Source organism: Thiomicrorhabdus heinhorstiae, assembly GCF_013391765.2.
In the GTDB taxonomy this organism is placed as follows: Bacteria; Pseudomonadota; Gammaproteobacteria; order Thiomicrospirales; family Thiomicrospiraceae; genus Thiomicrorhabdus; species Thiomicrorhabdus heinhorstiae.
On the sequence record NZ_JACBGI020000002.1, the window covers coordinates 196234 to 220910 of the forward strand.

The following is a 24677-nucleotide window of genomic DNA, read 5'->3' on the forward strand; positions in this document are numbered from 1 at the left end:
CTTCACATTTCTCTAAAAAATATGTTTAAAATGGATGCGTAATTAAGTAAAAGAACACACAAGAAAACTCGCAGAAATAACTATGAAAAAAATCGTTATCCCAGTTGCCGGGCTTGGTTCCCGCTTTCTTCCCGCTACCAAAGCAATCCCTAAAGAGATGATTACTTTGGTTGACCAACCGCTCATCCAATATGTGGTCACCGAAGCTGTCAGAGCCGGCTTTACCGACATCATTTTCGTCACCCATTCCTACAAGCAAGCCATCGAAAACCACTTCGACAAAAACTTCGAACTTGAAACTCTTCTGACTCAAGCCGGAAAAACTGCCCAATTGCAAAAATTGGCTGACATTATTCCCGAAGATATCAATATTGTGGCCGTTCGTCAGCCAACCGCTTTAGGTTTAGGGCATGCCGTTTTGTGCGCGGCTTCGGCAATCGGTGATGATGATTTTGCGGTACTATTACCGGACGTTATTCTGAATGAAGAATCTCAAGATCTGAAAAACATGGTTGAGGCTTTTAAACGAAGTGGCCAAAGCCAGATTATGGTTGAACCGGTTCCAGAAAGCGAAGTGCATAAATACGGTATCGTTGACTGCTTAGGGCATGATTTATGTGGGCACGATTCATGCAAAATGGTAAACATCGTTGAAAAACCCAAGAGAGAAGAAGCCCCGTCCAACCTATCGGTAACCGGACGCTATATCCTCGATAACAGAATTTTAGAGATTCTTAAAACCACTCCTCGCGGAGCAGGTAACGAAATCCAATTGACCGATGCCATCGCTCAATTAATGGATGAAAAAGGAGCAGAAGCCTACTGTCTTGGCGGAAAAAGCTACGACTGCGGAGACAAGCTAGGCTATCTGAAAGCAACCGTTCAATTTGCACTCAAACATCCTGAACTGGGTGAAGAGTTTGCACAATGGTTAAAGAATTTTGAGATATGATCAACACCAACGCATTTCAAGTTTTATCCCAACTGGCACCTGAGTATAAAAAAACGCACTTAAAGACACTGTTCAGTGATGGAAATCCGCGTTTTGACGAGTTTCACATTCATATTCCGGGAATGCTGTACGACTTCTCCAAGCAGAAAGTTGATCATAAAATCATCGACAATCTGCTGCAAATGGCAGATGAAATGCAGCTATCGGAATGGATAGAAAAACTATTCAAAGGTGAAAAAATCAATACCTCCGAAGGCCGTGCCGCCTGGCACACCGCCTTAAGAGACATCGAAAACCCACTTCCTGAAGTGTCCGAACAGTGGACAAAGATGGAAACCATCGTTAACGAACTACACAATAGACAGTTAAGAGGTTACGAAGGCAGTCCAATCACGGATGTTGTAAACATCGGTGTCGGTGGTAGCGACCTTGGGCCACTGATGGTGACGCATGCATTGGAAATGCAAAAACACCCTAAGGCTCCTCATCTCCATTTCGTATCCACTTTGGACGCCCGACAACTTGAACAGCTGTTAGTAGAATTAAACCCTGCTACAACGATTTTTGTGGTTGCTTCGAAGTCCTTCACAACCATCGACACCCTTTCCTTGGCAGACACGGCAAAATTCTGGATACAACAAAGTACCGATTGTCCGAGGGCTTTACAACACCACTTTATCGGCATTTCGGCTAATCCTGCCAAGATGACCGAATGGGGTATCGCCGAAAATCTGCAACTCAACTTCTGGGACTGGGTTGGCGGCCGCTATTCCATGTGGTCATCCATCGGCTTGACTATTGCGCTTGAACTAGGCATGGAAGGTTTCAAATCATTGCTGGCGGGTGCCTATGCGATGGACACTCACTTCCGTACAGCGCCGTTCAAAGAAAATATTCCGGTAATGGTTGGGCTAATTGGCGTATGGAATACCAATTTCCTTGACCTTTCCGGACAAGCGATTCTTCCTTACGACTCTCGCTTGAAATATTTCGCCAGCTACCTTGAGCAGCTAGAGATGGAAAGTAACGGTAAACACGTACGACGTAACGGAGAAAAAACCAGTTACCGAACCTGCCCGATCCTGTGGGGTGAAGTTGGACCGAATGCGCAGCACGCTTTCTATCAATTGCTTCACCAAGGCACGGAAAGAGTCATGGCCGATTTTATCCTGTTTATCCACGGCCAAACTAAAAACGAACGCGGCCAGTTCCACCATAACCTAAACATCGCCAACTGTCTGGCTCAAAGCCGGGCAATGATGGTTGGTCAGGATAGCGAAGACCCTAATAAAGTCTATCCTGGTGATCAGGTTTCGAACACGATTCTATTGAATGAAGTAGATGCCTATCAACTGGGAATGCTGGTAGCACTGTACGAACATAAAGTGTTTGTACAATCGGTGATGTGGGACATCAACCCATTTGACCAATGGGGTGTTGAATTGGGTAAAAAAATCGCTCTCGACATCCTTAACCGTATTCAAACTTGCGATTCCGAAGGTCTGGATAGTTCAACCGTCGGTATTCTAAAAACCATTTGGAAAGACAACAATGAATGTTAATGTATTCGGCTCCAATATCAGCGCGATGGTCTGTGCGGCGTGCCTGGCCGAAACCGGTAACCAAGTCACCCTTGTCGGCCAACCTAAAACGGGCAGCCCGGAACCGGGATTATCCAAGTTAATCGGCGAACAGACGGCCAGCGGGCGCTTAAACATCTCTTCGGATTACGATCTGGAAGCAGATGTTCACATCCTGTCTCTTAGTGCCGACAAAGATAAAAAAGCTCTGGAAATCGCCGAGCGACTATCCGATTCAGCTAATCCCGACCATTGCCTGATTATTCGTTCTAATTTGGATTTAAAAACCATTCAAGAAATCGAGCGTAAAGCCAATATGCCGGTGATTGTTAACCCTGATTTCACGGCCGAAGGGCAGGCAATCAGCGGGTTCCAAAAACCGGATCGTATTATTGTCGGCTCTGACGACGAGAAAGCGCTAAAACGTTTTAAATTGCTATTTGCACCATTCAACCGAAACCGCGATATCTTTATTCAGATGACACCGCAGGCAGCGGTTTTGACCAAATATGCCACTAACGTGCTGATCGCAACTCGAATCAGCCTTATGAATGAACTTGCCCGCGTTGCCGAAAGTACCCACGCAGATATCGAAGAAATCCGTCAGGGGCTGGGAAGTGACAAACGAATCGGCTTTACCTACCTCTATCCTGGAATCGGCTTCGGCGGTGTACACCTCTCACGCGATCTGCAGAGAATGCAAAAATTGCTTGATAAGTCCGGTTCACAACAAGGCTTATTAAAAACCGTTTACGATATCAACCAACAGCAAAAAGAACTGTTGTTCCGCAAGGCATGGCAACATTACCGCTGCGAATTGGACGGTCGGCATATCGCTATGTGGGGGGTTACCTATAAACCGAACTCAAGTGTTATTAAAGAAGCACCAAGTCTGACGCTAATTGAAGCCTTCATACATCAGGGCTGTCACCTGCATCTTTACGATCCGAACCTTGGCAGCAGCTTCCACAATTGGGTTAACAAGACTTTTGATGCTGCGCAACAAGCGCGTATTCATATTCATCTGGATATGTATGAAGCGATTCGTAACACCGATGCACTGTGTGTTACGACGGAAGCAAAACTATTCTGGTCACCTGATTTAAAACGCCTGAAGGAAAACATGAATGTACCAATGATCCTTGATGGACGTAATATTTACGACAAGCAATGGATGGAAGAAGAAGGCATGATTTACTATGGCGTCGGTCGTTAGTAGTTCTTTTTGTTCTTTGAATATTTTTTAATTTTTAGGTAACTATTTTCATGTCAAACAAAAAACTTTCCGCTTTTAAAGCCTACGATATTCGCGGTCAAGTTCCGGATGATTTAAACGAAGAACTTGCTTACAAAATCGGCCGAGCCTATGCTAGTGAATTCAACCCGAAAACTGTCGTAGTCGGTCACGACATCCGCTTGGAAAGCCCTGGATTATCCGATGCCCTGTGCAGCGGCTTAATGGATAGTGGTGTGGATATTTTTCACCTGGGACTATGCGGAACCGAAGAGGTTTACTTCGCAACCAGCCACTATCAAACCGATGGCGGCATTATGATCACTGCCAGCCATAACCCGAAAGGGAACAACGGCATGAAGCTGGTCAGCAAAGGGTCGGCACCGATTAGCGGCGACTCAGGTCTGAAAGAAATGGAACAGCGAATTATTGAAGATAACTTCGCACCACTCACCGACCGGAAAGGTCAATTTTCCGAGAAGCATGACAAAACGGCTTATGTCGAGCATCTACTCGGCTATGTCGAACTAGATGCATTAAAGCCGTTTAAATTTGTTGTCAACGCTGGAAACGGTGCTGCAGGTCCGACTTTTGATGAAATTGAAAAACACCTCCCTTTCAAAATCATTAAAGTTCACCATCAGGCTGACGGCAACTTCCCTAATGGTATTCCGAACCCGATGATCATCGAAAATCGTACTGCCACTTCGGATGCCGTTATTGAAGAAAACGCCGATATGGGAATTGCTTGGGACGGCGATTTCGACCGCTGCTTCCTTTTTGACAATCAAGGTAACTTCATCGAAGGTTACTACCTGGTCGGCCTACTGGCTGAAACACTACTGGCAAAACATCCCGGCGGGAAAATCGTACATGACCCGCGTTTGACTTGGAACACCATCGAGCAAGTGGAACAAGCCGGAGGTGTACCGATTCTGTCAAAAACCGGACACGCTTTTATCAAAGAGCGTATGCGCATTGAAGATGCGATTTATGGCGGCGAAATGTCGGCACACCATTACTTCCGCGATTTCGCCTATTGTGACAGCGGAATGATTCCATGGTTGTTGATTGCCGAACTCATGAGCAAAAGCGGTAAAACACTGAATGAATTAATTGAAGAACGAGCGGCGGCCTATCCATGCAGCGGCGAGATCAATTATCGGGTGAAAGACAGTGCGGCAATCATTGCTCGCGTGGAAGAATTCTATGCAACGCAGGATCCGCAGATTGACCGTACCGACGGATTAAGTATGGAATTTCCGACCTGGCGCATGAATATCCGTCTTTCCAATACAGAACCGCTTTTAAGACTGAATGTCGAATCTCGCGGCGAAAAAGATTTGGTATGGGCTAAGGTTGAAGAAATTGAAAGCATGATCAACGCTTAAAATTTCAGACTAACCGCTCTTAACAAAAAGCCGGTAAATAGATTTCCTATTTACCGGCTTTTTATTGCACTAATTTCACCGATAACGCCATATTAACGCGTTCTTTGCATCCAGAAAATGGCGATCAACAGTAAGACCAGCGCTGGCGAAAAAGCCCCCAACATAACCGGCCAGTGATAAACCACGCTTAAATTTCCAAGTAATTGATTGAGTAAATGAAACCCCATTCCAATCAATACACCGAAAAAGACCCTCTGTCCCATACTGACCTGGCGCATCGAACCGAAAATTAGCGGGAAGACGATAGAAATCATGGCTACCACCACCAACGGCATGGCGGCTTTTTTCCAGAAAGCCAATTCATAGTCACCGGCATCCAAATCGTTTTCCTTCAAAAAATTAATATATTGATAGAGATCCCAAACTCCAAGATAGCGAGTTTCCAAATCAAGCTTAACGAAATCCTCCGGCCCCAAAGGCAAACTCCCGCTCGATTCATCAAACAAACTCTGCTGCAAACTCAAACGTGGCGGAAAATCTTTTACCGGAGAATCCGTCCACTTTAACTCACTATTCTTGGTATCGTAAAAAGCCCAGGAACCATTACGAAAACGTGCCTTGGCAACTTTTTCAAACCCGCTTATCTGATTTCCCTGTAGGCGATAGAAAGTTAAATCGCGTAATTCATTTTGCGAGATGACCTGTCCGATATGGATGTACTCACTATCCTGACGTACCCAGAACCCCTGACCACTACCGACGGCAATATCCTTATTTAACGCTTCCGCACGCATTTTCACCGCATAAGCCTCACTTTGCGGTGCCAACCACTCTCCTAAAGACGCAATCACCAGCCACATCAGCAACGCGGTTTTCAACACCGCCCACAAAATACGTTTAATAGACCAACCTGTCACACGTAAAACCGTTAATTCGGAACGATTTGCAAGCCCCCCTAGCCCCATCAAAGTACCGATTAGAAGTGCAATCGGAAAAATTTCATAGCCGTAGACAGGCACTTTGAGCAGGGTATATAACACTCCCTTTGACAGGGTATAACCATCGGAAAGTTTGCCTAGTTGGTTCATAAACTCAAAAAAAGACAGAATGACCAGCAAAACCAACATGACCAGAATGGTATGCAGCAGAACCGTTTGCCCTAGATAGCGTTCGATTCGATTCATCATTTGCTGCTACCTCCGAAGCTCAGTCCCTTTCTCTGTAAAGCAGAAACCTCGGGCATCGGAATGGTCTTCTGCCATAAAGCCCAAACAAGATAGAGTGCGGGAATCGGCCACAGTCCAATCCAGTTAGGCCAAGCACCTTCCTTCATCAAATCCTGACCGTACACCAGCAATTGGTTATAGACAATATAAGCAACCAGCGCGACAAATAACTTGGCAAAACGCCCTTCACGCGGATTGGATTTACTCAACTTTAGTCCAAGAAGTCCAAATACCAGTAAACCAACCGGAGTCACCAGACGCCATTGTAAAGTCGCCTGATCCTGTAAGTGATCCGAATGCCACAATTCACTTGTCGCCGCTTCAAATTTACTCGGTTTGGCAGCTGCGATCGACAGTGCCGGCAGCACGCTTTCAAAACGACTGAAGGTCTGAACTTGCAGTTCATCAGTATCACTTCCCAGACCGCGGTAACTCCAACCGGATTCCAAACGCAAAATAATCTGGTTCTGCTGCTGAATAAAACGTCCTTTCTCTGCCACCAAAACCCAAGGAATTTCTTCGTCACCATATTGGATCCAGACGCCCTTCATCCCCCCTTTCGCATCGATGGTTTTTGCGTACAGCACCCCGGCTGCATTCGGCAGCACATTAAATTTTCCGGGAATTAAACCGGCAACAGGAGAAATCTCTTGGGCTTCTCGAATTAGTTCTCGTTCGGTTTGATAGCTCCAAGGTGTCACATATAATGTGATCCACGCCGTAAAAATCACCAAAGGGATGAAAAACCAAGCAACCAGCTTCTTGAAATACCCGCTGGATATCCCACAACTTTGCAAGACCACCATCTCCTGGTCTTGATACATTCTTCCAAATACCAGCAATACGCTGATTAAAGCCACCAGAGGTAGCAGGATTTCCAAAGCTGCCGGAATTTTTAAGAATAAGACCTGCAATACCACCGATGCCGGCAACTTCCCTTCCACCGCCATCGCCAGCAGTTTGGTCGCTTCGGTACCAAATGCGATCAGTAACAACACGATTAAGACCGCCAAAAAGGTCGCGCTTAATTCTTTCATTAAAGTCTTATCGAGAATTCGCAAATCGGGTCTCTCCGCGTTAGAATAAAGGTAACTTTCTTAAAATACTTTAAACCGTCGAACCTTGTGAATCGGAAATGGGTAAGGTTTTTAACCTGATTTCTCAAATGCCCATTATACAAACAAAGCTGATCGTTCTTGCTGTTCATAGCCGCCTGCCAGCTTTTTATTACTTCCGGTCACGCGCTCAAGACGAAATTATGACATAACCGACTAGAGTTCAGGTACACACTGCATGAAATCCATTCAATTTCAATTCCAAACCAATTTACAAAATATCGATACACTCCTGATTCCGGTTGACCAACAAGGTCAGCTTTCAGAAAGCCTAAAAGCGCTGCCGGACTTTGCCGCGATTCAAGCCATCAGTTCTGAACTGTTCGAAAACAGCGATTTTTCCGGCAAGGCCGGCAAAACACAGCTGCTTATTGCTCCAGCGGGGATCGATGCTCGCCGTCTGATTCTGGTCGGAATTGGCGACGCCGAAAAACTTTCTGCAAAAACCTATTTGAGCTGCATAAAATCCGCGGCTTCGGCCTTGGATCACTGTGGAGCCTTATCGGTGCTGAATGCCTTGCCGCTAGTCTACCCGGCTGATCGCGACCTGAACTGGTCTCTAACACAAAACACCCAAGAATTCCAACGCAGCTTCTACGACTATAGCCATGAAAGTCGTGGCGAACATACCCCAAAAGATCCGAAACTGGAGAGCATGAGCTTTCCTTGCGAGGAAAAGCAAAGTGTTGTCGAGCAGGGTCAGGCAACCGCATTCGGAATGGCATTAACTCAGGATTTGGCCAATATGCCGAGTAACTTCTGTACTCCAAGCTATCTGGCTGAAACGGCACAGCAGCTTGCCGAGGAATACGGCTTCGAGTTGGAAGTGCTTGAGCGTGAACAGATGATCGAAATGGGCATGGGTTCTTTTATGGCCGTTGCCCAAGGCACCGACACCCCTCCTAAAATGATTTCTCTCAGTTACCACGGTGGCGGGGACGAAGCGCCAATCGCTTTGGTCGGAAAAGGGGTAACTTTCGATACCGGCGGCATCTCCCTGAAACCGGGGGCTGCGATGGATGAAATGAAATATGACATGGGTGGTGCCGCAACCGTCCTGGGTGTTTTTAAAGCCCTTGGGCAACTTAAACCAGCAATCAATGTAGTCGGCGTTATTCCGGCAACGGAAAACATGCCTTCCGGCAATGCAATCAAGCCGGGCGATGTCGTCACCTCTTTATCCGGACAAACCATTGAAATCCTTAACACCGATGCCGAAGGGCGCCTAATCCTGTGCGATGCCTTGACTTACGCTCAACAAAAATTCCAGCCGGCCAAAATTATCAATATGGCAACTCTGACCGGTGCCTGTATTATCGCTCTAGGTCACCACGTTTCCGGTTTAATGGCGAACGACCAGGCTCTTGCCGACGATCTGTTGCAAGCGGGGCAGAATACCTATGATCGTTTCTGGCAATTACCTCTCGGCGAAGAGTGGGATGAACAATTGAAGTCCAACTTTGCCGACATGGCCAACATCGGCGGGCGCACGGCAGGTACGATTACTGCGGGCCAATTCCTGGCTCGCTTCACCAAAGACCTGCCATGGGCGCATTTGGATATTGCCGGAACCGTTTGGGTCAGTGGCGACAATAAAGGTGCTACCGGCCGACCTGTACCGGCGCTGGTCGAGTTTTTGATGGCGCAAGCCTAAAAGAGACGGCTGTAAAAAAATGAGTGGACAACAAGATGTTCTATTTTATGTTTTAAACAGCCATTTGCCGCAGGAACGCGAAGCATTCCTGCATAAACTGGTCAATAAAATATGGCAGGAACGCCGCCAATGCGATGTTCGTTTTGAAACGTTGGATGATGCCAGACGCTATGATCTTGCATTATGGGATTTCAAACCGCAGAGCTTTATTCCGCATGGAATCGGCAAGCACCACTCATCAATCCGCTTGTATGACGGGAACATCGCCGAATCTCGCGGCGATGTCCTGATCAACCTTCACCCACAGTTTTTTGATAACTTTAAGCTTTATCGCCGAACCATCGAAGTTTTGGATCAATCGGAGTACCTGATTCAAATGGGACGGGAGCGCTGGAAGGCTTATAAGCAGCATGGCATACAGCCAACCGTTCACAAAATCGGTTTTTAAACCGGTTAGTAAATCATTCGCTTCTTTCTAATAATGGTATTTTCTCTAAAACTTCATTAACCGCGGATAGGCCTTTTCTGCGATAATGGGGCTTTTCAGTCCGCGTGGTTTGCTCTAAACTCATATCAATGAAAACCTGTTATCACTTTCTTTTGACTTCTTCCCTGATCGGGCTAAGCATACTTTTTCCAGGTGTGTCTCATGCTGACACCGTTTCGAAACCAACCGTTTCCGAATTCTGTCAGGAATTTTCCAAAAAGTTGCGTACGGTAAAATATCAGGGCTGCATGAATTTCGACCTGAAAACAGCCGAACTGCGCAGCAAGGAAAACCGCCTTCTTACCTACCGTGAGTTTAAACCGGACGATCCAAGCAATCCGGCGCATAACGGACGTATTCTATTTATCAGCGGCATACACGGCGACGAGTACACAGCGATCAGTATCACCTATCTGTGGATGCAGGCGATGCTAAAACACCAATACCGAAGCAGCCAGCACTGGCTGTTTATGCCATTAGCCAATCCCGACGGTTTATTGGGTAAAAATCCCGCCACTCGTATGAATGCCAATGGCGTTGATCTAAACCGCAACTTTCCTTCACCTGACTGGGATCGTTGGGCACTGAAATACTGGAAACACCGTTATGCGAAAAACCCTCGCCGTTATCCTGGCCCGAGTGCCGCTTCGGAAAATGAAACCAAATGGATGGTCGAAGTAATCAAAAAATTCCGGCCGGATGCCATTATTTCGGTGCATGCTCCTTATGGCCTGCTGGATTACGATGGGCCTGAGTATGCCACTCCAAATAAAATCGGGATTTTAAAACATCGTGAGCTAGGCACCTTTCCTGGGTCTTTAGGACGCTATGCCGGAGAGTATCTGGAAATACCGGTATTGACTCTGGAACTAAGAGCTGCCAATTCTATGCCGGGTGAGGCGGAAATCGTTCAGATGTGGCAGGACATAGAGAATTGGGTTCAAAAACAGATGCCGACTTTACGAGCACGACGATCTCCTGAAGGAACAACGGCCCTTAATGCCAAACCGGATCAGGCAAATTCACCACAGCCGTAAAGAAAGCTGAGGTTCTGGAAAGCTTAGGCAAAATAAGCGCTTGGCAGATATCAAAACGCCAAGCCGAGCATGAGAAATATTCCTCGCACAACTTGACGCTGATATGAATTAGATTTGCAAATCAGACTCGAGTTTTTACCTGTACCGGCTCTTCAGACTGCAATACCATACGCCAGTCACCTTCCGGATCCCTTTGCCAGAACTGGTGTACCAACTCGGTTTTATTGTGTGACGGAAAAGTCACGTAGAACAGATTCTTTTCATTCGGATAACGATACACGCTGACCGATTTCCACGGCACTTTTGCATAATGATCGCTTAACCATGCCTTCACTTCTTTCAAAACCACTTTCTTGTCATCGCTGAAACTGAAGGCTTGCTTATCTTCATCAACAATAACAACCGGTGTCGCATAAGAGAGCTTATAGTCACTGAGCAATTTCTGCATGGCATTGTTATTCAATACCACGCAGCCGCGACTGGCACGCGGCGCCCGAGTATATGTATCACTCGGGACACCATGCAGCCAGATACCGGAGCCGGTTTTCCCCTGACTGCGATCCCACTTGTTCGGATAGTTTAGCGGCAGCGCTCCAACGCCATACAAATCGGGGAGCATCGCTCCCGGCAACAGATCGACAACGTGGTATACACCAAGCGGCGTGCGCAGGTCACCCTCTTTTTGCTTGCCGCTGCCTTTGCGACCAATGGTCACATAATAGTCAGCAACACGCTGCATATGTCCGGTTTTCGCATTACGTTCATAAAGGTAAAGACGGCTCTCATTCAAACTGACAATCAGCAAATGCGACTGGCCGGCACTTTTCAAAACATACTTATCCAATCCCGGAGCTTCGCGCATCGCAGACTGGGCAAAGTCCCAACGAACACGGGCCTCATCTTCTAACTTGGCAACTTCGTTAGCATAACGCTTGCGAATCTCGTCCATTAATTGAGTATCACCGGCCTTTAACGCCAGCAGGTCAGCCTTCATCAACTGCGCCAGTTTATACTTCGGATATTGGTCACTTAACTCTTCAAAATGCGATAAGGCTTTATCCAAAGCCAGCCCTTGAATGGACTCCAGACCGGATAACAGATTCTGCTCGGCAGCAGCCACATCGTCAGCCGAAGCGGGAACACTATGCAATAGCGAAGAAATCGCCATCGACAAAAGACCGGCTCTTAAGCGAAAACGCTTCCCGAGTTTATTCTTCATCGCTTGCCTGCTCCTTTATGATTTTCCAATCACCTTGCTTTGCTTTCCACACCAAAGTCTTATGCATGCTGTCTTTAAAACGATCCGATTGATAACGCTGGGTAAACATTACCTTGCGTTCGTCGGAAGAAATTTCCTCAACATGAATATCATCCAGATAGATGCGGATAAACTTCGGTCTTTTCAGAATTCGCTGACGTGAACGCTCCCACTCAGAATAGCTCATGCCACTCTTAGGCACAAACTCCTCGCTATCATAAAAACTCAGGTAACGATCAACATCCTGTGATGCCCAAGCCTGACGCCAGGATTCAACCAAACCGGTCATTTCCAATGCATTAATCGAATCGGCTAAATTAAACTTAGGCTTACTGATCTCAGGTTCCGATTCGCTTCTTTTCTGGTCTCCGGCTATCGCGATAACCAACTCTTTATTTGCTTCAGGCTCTTTGCTGTCCGGCTTCACTATCGGTTTTGCCACCGGCTTAGTTTGAGCAATTTGTGTTGCAATATCAGAGCCTTGCGGGGCAGCATAACTCAACCACTCCCCTTTTGGTTCGACCAGTTTACTCTTGCTAAATACACTTTTATAGGCCTTTTGAGCTTGATAGGCGTAAATCTGGTTTAAGTTATCCAAAGTCGTCGCGATCTGTTTATCGGACTGCAACGATTGATCGAGAATTCTTTCGGCTTCATCATATTTTCGTTGCTGCATCAGGATCACCGCCAGGTTATTCTGCAATGCACGTTGCAACTCAAGCGAATTAGTCGGGTTACGTTTCAAATCCATCCAAATTTTATAAGCTTTATCCAAGGCTCCACGCTTGGCTGCATCCAAACCGTATTCAAATTGCTGCTGCTGTTTTTGCGGTGAAAGCCCCTTCACATCGGAAGCGGAGACCGGGGTAGCCAAAGAAAGACACACCCCCAGAAAAGCTGCTGCAGAAAACATGCGAAAAGAAGTCTTGGAAAAAATGGAATGCTGAAAATTGAATGAAAAATGAGCCTGCATAAGCCTTATCTAATCTCGTAAAAGCCGTAAATTATTGTAAGTACGTCTATTCTAACGTAAATCGCCGATACCAACCATGCCGCTTTTCAGTGTTTTTAGCTGATCCCGCAGCTGTGCAGCACGTTCAAAATCCAATTCTTTCGCAGCTTGATACATCTGTTTTTCAACCTGCTTCATTTTTTGCGCTAATTCAGCCGGACTAAGAGTTTCCATTGCCGTGTATTCGGCACCTTGTTCAGCCGCTTTCAGGTTACTTGCACCCCGTCTTCCTTTGGAGGCATAAGGCGAATCTTCTAAAATATCACTGACCTTCTTATTCAACGGTTGCGGAACGATACCTTTAGCCTCGTTATAGGCAATCTGTTTAGCGCGGCGCCGTTCGGTTTCATCGATCGCCGCCTGCATCGAGCGTGTAATCTTGTCGGCATACAGGATTGCCTTACCGTGAACGTTTCGCGCCGCACGCCCGATGGTCTGAATCAAAGAACGCTCGGAACGCAAAAAGCCTTCCTTATCTGCGTCGAGAATGGCAACCAGAGCAACTTCCGGGATATCCAATCCTTCCCGCAGCAGGTTGATCCCGACCAAGACATCAAATTCACCCAGACGTAAATCGCGGATAATTTCAATTCGCTCGACGGTATCGATATCCGAGTGCATATAGCGGACGCGAACCTGATGATCCTCTAAATACTCGGTCAGGTTTTCCGCCATTCTCTTAGTCAGAGTGGTTACCAAAATTCGTTGACCTTCCTCGGCACGCCATTTAATTTCACCAAGCAAATCGTCTACCTGGGTCAGAGCCGGTCGCACTTCCAATTCCGGATCCACCAGACCAGTCGGACGAACCACCTGTTCGACGATTTTCGATGCGTGATCGGCTTCATAATTTCCAGGAGTCGCGGATACAAAGATCGTTTGCGGAATCAGCTGCTCGAATTCGTTGAACATCAAAGGCCGGTTATCCAGAGCCGACGGCAGACGAAAACCATAAGAAACCAGATTCTCTTTGCGTGAGCGGTCACCTTTGTACATGCCGCCGATCTGTGGAATAGTGACATGGCTTTCATCAATGACTAGAAGCGCATTTTTCGGAAAATAATCCATTAAGGTCGGTGGAGGCTGGCCGGCATCTCGACCGGAAAGGTAGCGAGAATAGTTCTCGATTCCCTGGCAATATCCGAGTTCCATCATCATTTCAATATCGAGCTTGGTCCGTTCTTCCAGACGTTGCGCTTCTACCAGCTTATTCATTGAACGCAATTCTTCAAGCCGCTGTTTAAGCTCGACTTTGACCTGCTCGATCATCTCCATAATCCGTTCTCGCGGAGTGACATAATGCGACTTCGGATAAACCGTTACTCGCGTCGGGCGGCTTAACACTTCGCCGCTTAATGGATCAAACCAGGCGATCGATTCCACTTCGTCGTCGAACAGTTCGATGCGCACCGCATACTCTTCGGCCTCCGCCGGGAAAATGTCGATCACATCGCCCCGGACACGGAAGGTTCCACGCCAGAGTTCAATATCATTGCGCGTATACTGCATGGAGGTCAAACGCGTCAGAATATCCCTTTGCGAGATTCGATCGCCTAAACGTACCTGCAAAATCATTTTCAGATACATTTCCGGATCACCCAAACCGTAAATCGCCGAAACGGTAGCGATCAGAATTACGTCTTCTCGTTCCATCAGCGCTTTGGTTGCGGAAAGCCGCAGCTGTTCGATCTGCTCGTTAACTGAAGAATCCTTGGCAATATAGGTATCCGATGCTGGTACATAGGCTTCAGGCTGATAATAATCGTAGTAGGAAACGAAATATTCGACGGCATTGTTTGGGAAGAATCCCTTCATCTCGCCGTACAACTGGGCGGCCAGCGTTTTATTATGCGCCATAATGATCGTCGGACGCTGTACTTGCTGAATGACATTGGCAATTGTAAATGTCTTACCGGAACCGGTCACGCCAAGCAGAGTTTGAAAGGCTTCGCCGTCTTCCAAGCCCTCGACTAACTCGCCAATAGCAATCGGCTGGTCGCCATTCGGCGCGTATTGTGAAACCAAATCGAATTTCTTTGCGTTAACCGACACGATAATTCCTTGAATAATTCCTTTAAATCAACGGCTAAAATCCAGTAAAATGCAACTAAAGCCTATATTGATATACATGTTCTATATCAATGCTGAATCACCTTCAGCGTCTTCTCGAATTCAGAGCAAAATTTGCGTCCACCGTGGTATCCGCTTTGATGCCATAGCGTATTATACAAGCTCATTTACATGCGGAGAAAAACTATCGATGAGCCCCCTATCAGACCGTGTCAACCGAGTAAAACCGTCCTTAACGCTTGTCATTACAGCCAAAGCCGCCGAACTGAAACGTGCCGGAAAAGATATTATCAGTCTAGGTGCTGGCGAACCTGATTTCGACACGCCTGAGCATATTAAAAATGCAGGGATTAACGCGATACGCAACGGTCAAACACGCTATACCGCAGTGGATGGCATTCCCGAATTAAAAGAAGCTATTATCGCCAAATTTAAACGCGACAACAGCCTGGAATACGGCATGAACCAGATTCTGGTTTCATCGGGTGGCAAACAGAGTTTTTATAATTTATGCCAGGCCGTGTTGAACGATGGTGATGAAGTGATCATTCCGGCGCCTTACTGGGTTTCCTATCCGGATATGGCACTGCTTGCCGGTGGCGAGCCGGTCATTATCGAAGCAGGTATCGAGCAGGGCTTCAAAATTACTCCGCAGCAGCTTGAAGACGCCATTACGCCGAAAACCAAAATGCTGGTATTGAATAGCCCATCCAACCCGACTGGGGCAGTTTACAGTGCCGAAGAACTTGAAGCCTTGGGTGAAGTATTGCGTAAACATCCACAGGTATTGATCGCTTCAGACGATATGTACGAACACATTATGCTGAGTGATATGAAGTTCACCAACATTCTGGAAGTTTGCCCGGATCTTTACGAACGCACCATCGTATTGAACGGCGTTTCCAAAGCTTATTCCATGACGGGATGGCGCATCGGCTATGCCGGTGGGCCGGTTGAGATTATTGCCGGTATGCGCAAAGTTCAATCGCAAAGCACCTCGAATCCATGTTCTATCTCCCAAGTCGCTGCGACCGAAGCCTTGAACGGCTCGCAAGAGTGTATCCAGATCATGCTGGCCGAATTTAAAAAGCGTCACGAATATGTGGTTGAGCGCATCAATAAGATTCCAGGCTTCAAATGCCTGCACGCAGACGGTGCTTTCTACGCGTTTATGAACATTGAAGAAGCTATAAAAATAAAAGGTTATGCGACCGATACCGAGTTTGCCGGCGCACTGTTAGAAGAAAAACTGGTTGCAGCCGTTCCTGGTTCCGGATTTGGAAGCGATAACCACTTGCGATTCTCTTTTGCTACCAGCATGGAAGCTTTAACCGCCGCGTTGGATCGTGTCGAAGAGTTTATGCAGTAAGTTCTAAGTCCTTTTTTAATCGCAAAAAACGATAAAAGCTTCCGCCAGATTCTCTGCCACGGAGGCTTTTTTATTACCTTCCTTCTAGATTCTATTATTGATCGCGCACTCTTAAAAAAACCGGAAATCTCGGTAAACCATTGCGGGTGGTCCCCATATATTGAAACGTGATTACCAATCCCACTTGGGGAGGAATCTTTCTTTGCTCATCATTCAACCCGCTTCCGATATATATTTGGACCGGTTCATCTTTTAACTGCGGAAACAAGCGTTTTTGCTGATCTGGCAACAACTCGCAACGCAAGCTGCCAACCATTCCCTGAAAACGTCCCTGCCCCGGTTTATAACCTTTAACGATACATTCAGCATCCTGTTTGGCCTTGACCTTCAATGCCGCTGAACTTCTACCATCTTGATATGGCAAATCACCTCGCCGGACAACCAGCCCTTCTCCACCCTGAGCCAGTACCAGATTCAAACGCCCCTTAAAATGTTCTTCGGACAAAATTTTCGTTTGCGGAATAACATGCAGATAAGAGCTGTAATGCCCGCCTAAAAAGCGATGGACCTGCGACAAACGTTTAATCAAACCTCCCTCTTGAGAAGGTGCATCAAAAATATAATAGCCAATCTTTATCCAGCCCATATGCGGCGTCTTTTGCTTAACGACAGAAACCGTCTCAGAGAAACGGTTACGATCCATCCACAATTCACCGTCTAACGGAAAATCCGGAAAATCGGCCGTAAACCACTCTGGCGCAGCAAAGGCGTTTCCATTACGACTCAGCAATTGCTTTCCATTCCAATAGGCTCTGACACCATCCAGCTTTTCACTCATTAACCAACCGATCAAAGATTGACCCGGCTGATAGTTATCCAAGAGCATCAATCCTTGTATTTCCTTCTCGGAAGCTGAATCTGCGGCATGGCTTAAAGAAATAAAAAAGCCTGACAGAAATATCAGGCAAATAGCACTAACTCTTTTCATAAGAGCATGACCTAATCGTCAGCAAAACGCAGGTCAGCTTCAATTTTCTGCAGAGTTTTCGAGCCGATTCCTTTTACCTGTAATAAGTCCTGAGGGGTTTTACAGATCATTTTGTGGCAATAGTCTGCAATAGCCTTCCCTTTGCTCAGTCCAATCCCATTTAAGGAATCCGCAATTTCTTGAGCAGCGGCTTTGTTTACATTAACCGGCGCAGCATAGACACTATTACAGGCCAAAACTCCCAATATGGAAAAACACAATATCATGTATCTCATAGTACGATCCTCTTCAAATGCGTTACAGAAATTATAAGCATTAATACGTAACAAAATATACCAGATAAAGAAATGAAAGGTAAAATAAGAATTGCTTATCACCAAACATTACAAATAAAGATTAGGTAGTTTGAAACTTAATCAAGAGAAGGATCTGAGAAAAAACAGGAGTACCGAGAAAGGAGATAATTCACTGTAATTGCTGGAATGACTGCAAAAACATCTGACAGATAATTTTATGAGAAAGTTAAGGAAAAGATATCGCAGTATTGTCTGGCGAGATGTGCAAAAGTTGGTTGGAGAAGGAAAACATCATTGCTTAATTATCAGAATTAAAATAAGATATGTTTTAACAATGTTATTACTTGCAGGTAATGAGAATGCAAACAATGCTTAGAAAAATAGGGAATTCCCGTGGGATCATTATTCCATCCTCGATCATAGAACAGCTTAATATTGAAAATGAAGTCGACATGAATATCAAAGATGGTACTTTAGTTTTAAAGCCATCCAATACGCTTAGAAAAGGATGGTTTGATAACTATAATTCTAATGACGATGTTGAACCTTTATCAGAGATGACCGATTTAGAGAGCGAGCAAGAGGATTGGGAATGGTGAAGAGAGGCGATGTGTATTGGGTGGAACTCGACCCTACCGTTGGCACAGAGATAAGAAAAACACGCCCTTGCTTAATAATCTCACCCGATGATATGAATGGAGTTTTGCCTCGGGTGATTATTGCGCCAATCACATCAAAAGGCCAGCCACTTGGCTGTCGTCCAGAAGTCGTTTTTAAAGGAAAGAAAGGCCGAATTCTTTTAGACCAAGTGCGTACCGTTGATAAAAAGCGTTTAAAAGATAAAACGGGTTCAATACCCTTAGAGGAATGGCACGATACATTAATTCAAATGCTGTCCTAGCCTACTCAAATCCAACCAATAGAACCTGATTTAATTCAGGCAAGTTTTTTCGAGCTCCACCCCTAGAATTCACCTAACCTTTTAAAAATAGCGGGTAAGGCTCAGTTCGACGCTCTGGTCTTCGGCATTACCTTGTTCTTCATGACTCAATTCAACAAATGCCGAGTAGTCAGCGCCCAAACGAATACCTTGCGTCAACTTCGCTTTCACTAAAGATTCATCATGGTCGTAGAAGGCCGTATATTCAACTAGCACATTGGTTCTCCAGCCATTGCCTTGATCCAAGATCAAGCCGATTTGTGGAGTCAAATAAGCTTCAAAATGCCTCTGGTTTGACTCCCAGCCGGCACCAACCTTCAAAAAACCAAATGCTGCCACACGATCTTTTAACTGAACAGTGATCCCTCTAGCCGCTTCAGCATACATCGCTTTTTGAGTCAGAGGCACATTGGTATAAAGCTTTTTAATTCCAAATGCCAACTGTTCGGAGTAGCGCTGAGTAAATCGATTCCAAGGGACGAATGTTTGATATTGATAAGCGGTGAAATGTTCAATATTCAGTTTTTGACTATCAACATCATAATTCAGCTTCAAGTCCATCAGCTGAGTTATTTGCTGTGATAAATAAGACCCTAGACTATCTCGCACTCTGTGACCTGCCGCCAAAAAACTGAGGGTATACTGACTCGGATCTGAGCGCCATCCCAAACTAATTTGAGAATCGTTGCTCGGCAATTCGAAATCATCCAATGTTTTTGAGCTCTGTTCTTGGTAAGTGGCTTGATGTTTCAACCAATTCAGATTCACTTCAAACTCCGAATCGGACAGAGTTTTATCTGCATGTTTCCGTTCATTTAAAGCTTGCAATAACTCTACCTCGTCAGCGTTGAAGCCTTCCAGAGGAAGTAAAGAATAATCACTATCATACTGTTCAATTTTGTCTAACTCGCTATCCGGAATTTTCTCAGCCGCCAACTCAATTCTCCAATCCAATGATTGAACGGCATCTATTTTCGAAACCATGCCATCACGACTAACGTCTCTAGCCAAATCCGCAGGCGTATCCCATATCCCCGAATAGTTCAGTAATTGCGGGTTCTTAATAGCCAACAAGGTTCGAACGGAATTAGAGCAATTCCATGTATAGGGACTGTATCGTTTATAAATGTCGTTTAATTCCCAGAGGTGATCTCGGATAATCAAACGATCTTGGGTGGAAGATTTGATGTCATACAAGTAAACATTCCGACTACGCTCATTGAGATAAAAACTGACATATTCAGAATAGGGTAAAACATCAATCACGGTCGAACTGGCTAAAAAATCAAACGTGTGATCGACTCGAGTATCGTCATCCGGAATAATCTTCAAATAAGTCATATAAGCATTGTCGTCACTCCCATCATCTTCTCTAAAAATGATAGCGGCGTGACTGAAGGCTTCGTCAAATCGAGCCGTATTCGCCTCAGGAACCATCAACTCAATTTTACCGGTCGGAATTTTCCCAATGGTCTCTTGATAGGCTTTACATTCCGGTTTAGGTAGAGCTGATAAATCAAGCTGCAGTTTTTCCGCTAACCATCTGGCGCGTGCCGGAAAACGGCACATGGCATGTGAATCATCCAAATTTCCGTTGCTCGACATCCCCGCAAGAGTTTGTTCAAGCTCTGCCTTTGGGCTTGGATTTGGCATGCTCAACAAGAAACGATTGTCCAGAAATAAGAAGCCTCCATTTTCATAATGAATTAATGCCTTCCACTCGGGGCTATCGTACAATTCTGAAGCTTTAGACAGGCTCGGAGAGCTCCAAACCATGCTAAACACAAGTAGATAAAACGCTTGCTTTAAACCTAATTTATGAAATGACATATGAAATAGCCCTTAACACACTAAAAATTTTATTTTTCAATCCGCTAGCCGACAAAGCAACTCAAAAATTTCTCAATCCCCTGCTGGCGGCTTACTTCCATCCATCCTGTTCTAACCAAACTCTACTAAGTGTTATCGTAAAACCGATTTAGAAAGCCTTTTGAAATGATTTGAATTCCTGTAAATAAACGACCAAGAGATAAATCAAAAGAAATGCTGATCCTTAAACACTTAACTTGAAGCACTTAAGGATCAGAGGAAGACTATTGAAGCTTGAAATTATTCAATACAGAGCTAACGACAACTGAAAAAACTACAAGCATCGTTGCTAATCTAAAACATGCTCGAAGCTCTGTTCGGTATTTTTCAAATCATGCCCTTCCGTCATATCGAAGAGGTTGTAGCGGCGATTCAACTTCTGACCTCCATCGCGCGTCAAGAATTGCCAACGCATATCGGCCGTTTGCTTGGTCGACTTAAAGGTAAACAAATCGAATGGGAAAGTAATATACAACCCCTTATCAAAACTGCCTTCACCAAACTGCTCTGCCGAAACGTTGGTTTTCGTCGCCCAGAAGCCCATTTTAGCTCCATTCTGGAACTTGCGACTCATATCCAGAGTCACACCCCGGTCTTTAGCGAGATATCGTCCGGCGCTTAACTTAATGGCAATATCTTTGAAACCTTCGTAATACGCCGTCATATGCCCGGTTAGCACACTGTAATCACGGAAACCAAAACGCTGATCAAAATCTCTTTGCTTAACGTAATTGGCATCAACGCCCAAAGCCCAATCTTCACCGAATGGTCGATAGAGAATTTCGGCACCAATACCGCCATACATCGATTCCAAATAGCCAATGTATCCCATTGCAAACCAATCCGAAGCGAGCTTTTCCGCATCAACAAGCTGCAAATTGTTTAAACGCAACCTCGAAGTTTTCAAGTACTCTTTAATATCAGTTCGAACCCGAGGAAGAGCAGACGCAGGAGACACATAATTAAAGCTATCGTAGTTATCCAGCAAGCCTAGTTCCAGCCCTCCCGAAAGCCAAGTATTCGGACGAAAGCGGTAAGTGGCATTAGCTGCCAGGGAAAGCTGGTATAGCAAGAATGCATCCGGCCCGCCATAACTTCCGGAAAGTTCCGGAGTAATTCTATAACCAAAATCCGACTCTCTTTGGTAAACCAATTGCTGTTCACTTAAGTCAGGATCCGGGGATAGATGGGTTGTTTCAAGCACAGGCTTGGCGCTTAACTTTAGACTAGCCGCATCGACAAACGCCGCCCGGTCAAGCTCCGCGCTCTGTACAGGCATACCGCCAACGCTTTCAACAATTGAAATTTTATCAACCGATTCAGGTAAACGGTTATTCAACACCCGCCCGGCACGTCCGATCCCCTTCGCATCCTGAAGATAATCTCGCTGAGTTGCAATCACTGAAACCTTATTCTCGGAAGCATAAATCGATTCAACATCATAACCGGCGTCAACATCCAGAGTCTTGGCAATTTCCGGCCAGGTTGCAGAGGTTGGCTCAGTTTGAATTGCTTCTGGTTTCGGATCCAGGTATTTCGGGCTTCCCTCATCCAACACATTACTCTTCAAGGTTACACCAACCATCAAAGTGTTGCCTCTTACCGCACCCAACTGAAGGTCAAAGAAGCGATTAACACGATAAACAATCGCAGCATTAAATGGTGAGTCAACATTAAAATGATTCCCTAAAGGCTCATTTTGATAGTCGTTTGCATCGTACTCAAACTTAAGCACCAAAGGTAACCCGCTTATCTGATAACTCAAACCGGCAAATAACGCAGATTTTTCTCCATGAAAAGGCCGCCAACTATCAAAACTTCCAGCTGTAGTTACACTTTCATTACGATCTTTAAAGGAATCACTTATTAAACCCAACGGGTTATCAATATGCTCACGGCCCGCAAGGTAGCCCCAGCCTATCCCCACAGAGAAATCAAAGTTATGCCACTGCTTGGATGCAACGATATATTCACCAGAAAACAATCCGGTACCGCCAACATCACGCATACCTAAAGCGATTTCAGGCCAGTAATAACCCTCTTCCAATAGACGAAGTTTTACATCAACAGATTTATCTTTATAACCTTGGGTACTACCGGCCGTTCCATAATCACGATTGGAAACATCCGTATACTTAAACAACGCCTCCAACCATGGAAACGGCTGGGCAAAAATAGCAACGCGACTATACGGATCCGTAGAAGACAGATGAACTCCGAACTCGCCATCTTGATCCATTCTTGCCGACGGCATTTCAATCAAGCCAACACCACCAGTTGCAGTTTGAGAAACCGGTAATCCTTCCGCAGAAGCATTCATTACCGAGCCGCTTAACAGTCCGATGAATAGAGCAATCTTTTTCATTCTTTAATAACCTGCGTTGACAACCAGTAAATTAACATAGAGTTTAATTGCTGGCGCTCATTACCCATAACACTGCTTGGCAGCAGGCCGACCAACCAACCGCCAGGAGAAACATAATTCACATCGTTTGACCAACTTCCGATTCGGATTTTTTTAGCCAGCCCGTTTGCCTGAATAACAACGAGGTAGCCTTTTTCTAAAACAGGCAACAGCGTCAATTCATTAACCATTTGCTCGACACTCAAGTCGGGGTTGTATTGCGTTCGACTCTGCTCAAAACCGATCAAATCGATTGTCGTTGGTCTCTGCGGATAGTGGATGCTAATCGGCTCATCGATAATTGGATTGGCGTTCTTTTTCACTTCGACTAACGTCGGAAACAGACCATAACGGATATCCCGCCCCGTAACCGGCTGCGACCGGATAATAGAAATCAGCTTTTGCAAATAATCATGTAATTCTTGCGACAGATCTGTTTGAGAAAGGGAAGCGCTGAGCGCGGTAAGTAAATTTTGTTTCTGATCTTTCTGTTTTTCAGAAAGTGCGGGACGCATTAAGGCTGCCCCGTAAAGATAAGCACACGGCTTAATTTTTACCTGTTTGACAGCCTGCAATAGAGTCGGAGAGGTTTGAAACCCTAAAACCCCAGGCTGTTCAACGCAACCCGAATAGCTGACGTTAATCTGAGCAAAGGTTGCTACCGGAAAAAATGAAATCAATGCTAAACATGACAACAAGAATTTTTTCATCATTTTGGCCACTCTACATCCAACCAAGGCTGCGCAACTTGATAGTATAGCTCGGTAGTATCCGGCCCCCATTTTTGAAGCGATTGCCACACAAACCCGCTGCTTGGATCCACCCAATAAAAATTATCGTACGCAAAGTTTAACGACGGAATCAATAAATGCTCTTTCACGCGAAGCAGACTAACCGTCTGGTCCAAATACTGACGTTCTTCCATGCCATCCAATGAAATACCTAAGGTTCCTGATACGCCAAAATGATTATTGGCCAGAAAATCAATTTTTACATCAGAATGCACGTTTTTTTTATCGGCTATAAACTTTTTCCACGACCAATTCATCAATTCATCACTAAAGGTAACTGTGATATCTGAATGATCATGTGTATTTAGTAAATGCAGCATTCTGCCGTGCGAAGTTCTCAAACCTGCCAGATTCCGATTGAACCAATCCTGACTATTTGAATTTAAATAGCCCATTACCATCGTAAAACCAGAACTATTATTGAAGGATGCTAGGATGGTGGCGTACTTCAAAGACTTTGCTTCATCCTGTGTCAGATCGACACCACTGGCCAGCTCACCAATGGATCCAAACATTACAGTAGATGCACTCTCCTCAGTTCCAACAGAAGTACAGCCCGGAAGGGCTAACGCACAAAAAATTAATATCGATCTAAGCATAGTATAAAAGCACTCGGGTAAAAAAAAAGCCGCAATGACGCGGCTTTCTTAGAACTTAATAAAACTTAGTCAACTGTTCCAGTAGTTCCACTAGAATCAGCGTTATCAGCCGCAACAATAGCAGCACCAACAACAATCGCACCCATTGCAATCGCACCAGCGCCAATACCCGCAGAACCCGCTGCAGCTGCACCTGGCGCAGCAGGAGCTGCTTGTGAAGGGGCAGAAATAGCCATTGATAGAGCTAGAACTGAAAATAAACCAACTAATTTTTTCATGAGAATGTCTCCAAATTAATAATCGAATTGCACAATTTCATTATTCATGATTTTAAACAAAAGTAAACCATTAAAAAACAACAAAATTAAAGGGAATTAATAATAAGCAATGAAGCGAGTTTTAAAA

The 24677-nt window shown here is 45.3% G+C and carries 22 protein-coding genes; 10 read left to right on the plus strand and 12 right to left on the minus strand.

The features are described 5' to 3' along the window. The first annotated feature begins 82 nt into the window (after positions 1-82). The 4 genes from galU to H8792_RS02750 are packed head-to-tail and all read left to right on the plus strand — an operon-like array spanning position 83 to position 5157. On the plus strand, positions 83-952 hold the full coding sequence (gene galU / locus H8792_RS02735; protein ID WP_194947611.1) for a UTP--glucose-1-phosphate uridylyltransferase GalU: 870 nt from the start codon (positions 83-85) through the stop codon (positions 950-952). Beyond that, the gene (gene pgi / locus H8792_RS02740; RefSeq protein ID WP_194947612.1) at positions 949-2514 is read left to right on the plus strand and encodes a glucose-6-phosphate isomerase; all 1566 of its coding nucleotides are present in this window, start codon (positions 949-951) and stop codon (positions 2512-2514) included. Before galU ends, pgi begins: the two co-directional genes overlap by 4 nt. After that, entirely contained in the window at positions 2504-3748 is a 1245-nt protein-coding gene (locus tag H8792_RS02745; protein WP_194947613.1) for a nucleotide sugar dehydrogenase, read from the plus strand. Before pgi ends, H8792_RS02745 begins: the two co-directional genes overlap by 11 nt. 50 nt (positions 3749-3798) lie before the next feature. Then, positions 3799-5157, plus strand: a complete 1359-nt coding sequence (locus H8792_RS02750; RefSeq protein WP_194947614.1) for a phosphohexomutase domain-containing protein — start codon at positions 3799-3801, stop codon at positions 5155-5157. 92 nt (positions 5158-5249) lie between these two features. On the opposite strand, the gene lptG is transcribed toward H8792_RS02750, so the two are convergent. Both lptG and lptF read right to left on the minus strand, forming a co-directional pair. Beyond that, positions 5250-6344, minus strand: a complete 1095-nt coding sequence (gene lptG, locus H8792_RS02755) for an LPS export ABC transporter permease LptG (protein WP_228766895.1) — start codon at positions 6342-6344, stop codon at positions 5250-5252. Beyond that, positions 6341-7444 (minus strand): LPS export ABC transporter permease LptF, encoded by a 1104-nt coding sequence (lptF, locus tag H8792_RS02760; protein ID WP_267463296.1) that lies wholly within the window; start codon positions 7442-7444, stop codon positions 6341-6343. Before lptF ends, lptG begins: the two co-directional genes overlap by 4 nt. A gap of 232 nt (positions 7445-7676) precedes the next feature. On the opposite strand from lptF, the gene H8792_RS02765 reads away from it, so the two are divergent. The 3 genes from H8792_RS02765 to H8792_RS02775 all read left to right on the plus strand — a co-directional run bounded on the left by H8792_RS02765 (position 7677) and on the right by H8792_RS02775 (position 10676). Continuing rightward, positions 7677-9152, plus strand: a complete 1476-nt coding sequence (locus tag H8792_RS02765) for a leucyl aminopeptidase (protein ID WP_194947616.1) — start codon at positions 7677-7679, stop codon at positions 9150-9152. A 19-nt stretch (positions 9153-9171) separates the two neighbouring features. Continuing rightward, positions 9172-9600, plus strand: a complete 429-nt coding sequence (locus H8792_RS02770; RefSeq protein WP_194947617.1) for a DNA polymerase III subunit chi — start codon at positions 9172-9174, stop codon at positions 9598-9600. 260 nt (positions 9601-9860) lie between these two features. After that, complete coding sequence (locus tag H8792_RS02775; RefSeq protein ID WP_228766896.1) at positions 9861-10676, plus strand: M14 family zinc carboxypeptidase; 816 nt, start codon at positions 9861-9863, stop codon at positions 10674-10676. A gap of 121 nt (positions 10677-10797) precedes the next feature. Here H8792_RS02775 and H8792_RS02780 read toward each other — a convergent pair whose 3' ends face one another. The 3 genes from H8792_RS02780 to uvrB form a co-directional block, all read right to left on the minus strand. Further along, a complete protein-coding gene (locus tag H8792_RS02780) occupies positions 10798-11895 on the minus strand; it encodes a L,D-transpeptidase family protein (RefSeq protein WP_194947619.1) in 1098 nt (365 codons plus the stop codon). Then, positions 11885-12847 (minus strand): L,D-transpeptidase Cds6 family protein, encoded by a 963-nt coding sequence (locus tag H8792_RS02785; RefSeq protein ID WP_194947620.1) that lies wholly within the window; start codon positions 12845-12847, stop codon positions 11885-11887. Before H8792_RS02785 ends, H8792_RS02780 begins: the two co-directional genes overlap by 11 nt. Positions 12848-12958: 111 nt before the next feature. After that, on the minus strand, positions 12959-14998 hold the full coding sequence (gene uvrB / locus H8792_RS02790; protein ID WP_324187586.1) for an excinuclease ABC subunit UvrB: 2040 nt from the start codon (positions 14996-14998) through the stop codon (positions 12959-12961). 208 nt (positions 14999-15206) lie between these two features. On the opposite strand from uvrB, the gene H8792_RS02795 reads away from it, so the two are divergent. Further along, the gene (locus tag H8792_RS02795) at positions 15207-16385 is read left to right on the plus strand and encodes a pyridoxal phosphate-dependent aminotransferase (RefSeq protein ID WP_194947621.1); all 1179 of its coding nucleotides are present in this window, start codon (positions 15207-15209) and stop codon (positions 16383-16385) included. A 94-nt stretch (positions 16386-16479) separates the two neighbouring features. On the opposite strand, the gene H8792_RS02800 is transcribed toward H8792_RS02795, so the two are convergent. Continuing rightward, entirely contained in the window at positions 16480-17373 is an 894-nt protein-coding gene (locus H8792_RS02800) for a DNA ligase (RefSeq protein WP_194947622.1), read from the minus strand. A gap of 11 nt (positions 17374-17384) precedes the next feature. Then, positions 17385-17648, minus strand: a complete 264-nt coding sequence (locus H8792_RS02805) for a helix-hairpin-helix domain-containing protein (protein WP_194947623.1) — start codon at positions 17646-17648, stop codon at positions 17385-17387. A 380-nt stretch (positions 17649-18028) separates the two neighbouring features. Here H8792_RS02805 and H8792_RS02810 point away from each other — a divergent pair, with 380 nt between their 5' ends. Both H8792_RS02810 and H8792_RS02815 read left to right on the plus strand, forming a co-directional pair. Beyond that, a complete protein-coding gene (locus tag H8792_RS02810) occupies positions 18029-18268 on the plus strand; it encodes an AbrB/MazE/SpoVT family DNA-binding domain-containing protein (protein ID WP_194947624.1) in 240 nt (79 codons plus the stop codon). Then, positions 18262-18570 (plus strand): type II toxin-antitoxin system PemK/MazF family toxin, encoded by a 309-nt coding sequence (locus H8792_RS02815; protein WP_194947625.1) that lies wholly within the window; start codon positions 18262-18264, stop codon positions 18568-18570. Before H8792_RS02810 ends, H8792_RS02815 begins: the two co-directional genes overlap by 7 nt. Before the next feature lie 81 nt (positions 18571-18651). On the opposite strand, the gene H8792_RS02820 is transcribed toward H8792_RS02815, so the two are convergent. The 5 genes from H8792_RS02820 to H8792_RS02840 all read right to left on the minus strand — a co-directional run bounded on the left by H8792_RS02820 (position 18652) and on the right by H8792_RS02840 (position 24550). Continuing rightward, entirely contained in the window at positions 18652-20439 is a 1788-nt protein-coding gene (locus tag H8792_RS02820; RefSeq protein WP_194947626.1) for a DUF7840 domain-containing protein, read from the minus strand. A 328-nt stretch (positions 20440-20767) separates the two neighbouring features. Continuing rightward, entirely contained in the window at positions 20768-22843 is a 2076-nt protein-coding gene (locus H8792_RS02825) for a YjbH domain-containing protein (RefSeq protein WP_194947627.1), read from the minus strand. After that, the gene (locus H8792_RS02830) at positions 22840-23595 is read right to left on the minus strand and encodes a capsule biosynthesis GfcC D2 domain-containing protein (RefSeq protein WP_228766907.1); all 756 of its coding nucleotides are present in this window, start codon (positions 23593-23595) and stop codon (positions 22840-22842) included. The genes H8792_RS02825 and H8792_RS02830 overlap by 4 nt, the downstream gene beginning before the upstream one ends. Then, positions 23592-24188: a YjbF family lipoprotein gene (locus H8792_RS02835; protein ID WP_194947629.1), complete on the minus strand. Its 597-nt coding sequence runs from the start codon at positions 24186-24188 to the stop codon at positions 23592-23594. Before H8792_RS02835 ends, H8792_RS02830 begins: the two co-directional genes overlap by 4 nt. Positions 24189-24337: 149 nt before the next feature. Continuing rightward, entirely contained in the window at positions 24338-24550 is a 213-nt protein-coding gene (locus H8792_RS02840) for a hypothetical protein (protein WP_194947630.1), read from the minus strand. Positions 24551-24677: the final 127 nt, after the last annotated feature.

Excerpts from the sequence above, each read along its gene's own strand:
- H8792_RS02800 (WP_194947622.1), bottom strand. The coding sequence starts at position 17,373 with ATGAAAAGAGTTAGTGCTATTTGCCTGATATTTCTGTCAGGCTTTTTT.
- H8792_RS02745 (WP_194947613.1), top strand. The coding sequence starts at position 2,504 with ATGAATGTTAATGTATTCGGCTCCAATATCAGCGCGATGGTCTGTGCG.
- lptG (WP_228766895.1), bottom strand. The coding sequence starts at position 6,344 with ATGATGAATCGAATCGAACGCTATCTAGGGCAAACGGTTCTGCTGCAT.
- H8792_RS02810 (WP_194947624.1), top strand. The coding sequence starts at position 18,029 with ATGCAAACAATGCTTAGAAAAATAGGGAATTCCCGTGGGATCATTATT.
- H8792_RS02825 (WP_194947627.1), bottom strand. The coding sequence starts at position 22,843 with ATGAAAAAGATTGCTCTATTCATCGGACTGTTAAGCGGCTCGGTAATG.
- H8792_RS02815 (WP_194947625.1), top strand. The coding sequence starts at position 18,262 with ATGGTGAAGAGAGGCGATGTGTATTGGGTGGAACTCGACCCTACCGTT.
- galU (WP_194947611.1), top strand. The coding sequence starts at position 83 with ATGAAAAAAATCGTTATCCCAGTTGCCGGGCTTGGTTCCCGCTTTCTT.
- H8792_RS02835 (WP_194947629.1), bottom strand. The coding sequence starts at position 24,188 with ATGTTTGGATCCATTGGTGAGCTGGCCAGTGGTGTCGATCTGACACAG.
- H8792_RS02830 (WP_228766907.1), bottom strand. The coding sequence starts at position 23,595 with ATGATGAAAAAATTCTTGTTGTCATGTTTAGCATTGATTTCATTTTTT.
- H8792_RS02750 (WP_194947614.1), top strand. The coding sequence starts at position 3,799 with ATGTCAAACAAAAAACTTTCCGCTTTTAAAGCCTACGATATTCGCGGT.
- H8792_RS02770 (WP_194947617.1), top strand. The coding sequence starts at position 9,172 with ATGAGTGGACAACAAGATGTTCTATTTTATGTTTTAAACAGCCATTTG.
- H8792_RS02840 (WP_194947630.1), bottom strand. The coding sequence starts at position 24,550 with ATGAAAAAATTAGTTGGTTTATTTTCAGTTCTAGCTCTATCAATGGCT.
- H8792_RS02785 (WP_194947620.1), bottom strand. The coding sequence starts at position 12,847 with ATGTTTTCTGCAGCAGCTTTTCTGGGGGTGTGTCTTTCTTTGGCTACC.
- H8792_RS02780 (WP_194947619.1), bottom strand. The coding sequence starts at position 11,895 with ATGAAGAATAAACTCGGGAAGCGTTTTCGCTTAAGAGCCGGTCTTTTG.
- H8792_RS02795 (WP_194947621.1), top strand. The coding sequence starts at position 15,207 with ATGAGCCCCCTATCAGACCGTGTCAACCGAGTAAAACCGTCCTTAACG.
- H8792_RS02805 (WP_194947623.1), bottom strand. The coding sequence starts at position 17,648 with ATGAGATACATGATATTGTGTTTTTCCATATTGGGAGTTTTGGCCTGT.
- H8792_RS02765 (WP_194947616.1), top strand. The coding sequence starts at position 7,677 with ATGAAATCCATTCAATTTCAATTCCAAACCAATTTACAAAATATCGAT.
- H8792_RS02820 (WP_194947626.1), bottom strand. The coding sequence starts at position 20,439 with ATGTCATTTCATAAATTAGGTTTAAAGCAAGCGTTTTATCTACTTGTG.
- pgi (WP_194947612.1), top strand. The coding sequence starts at position 949 with ATGATCAACACCAACGCATTTCAAGTTTTATCCCAACTGGCACCTGAG.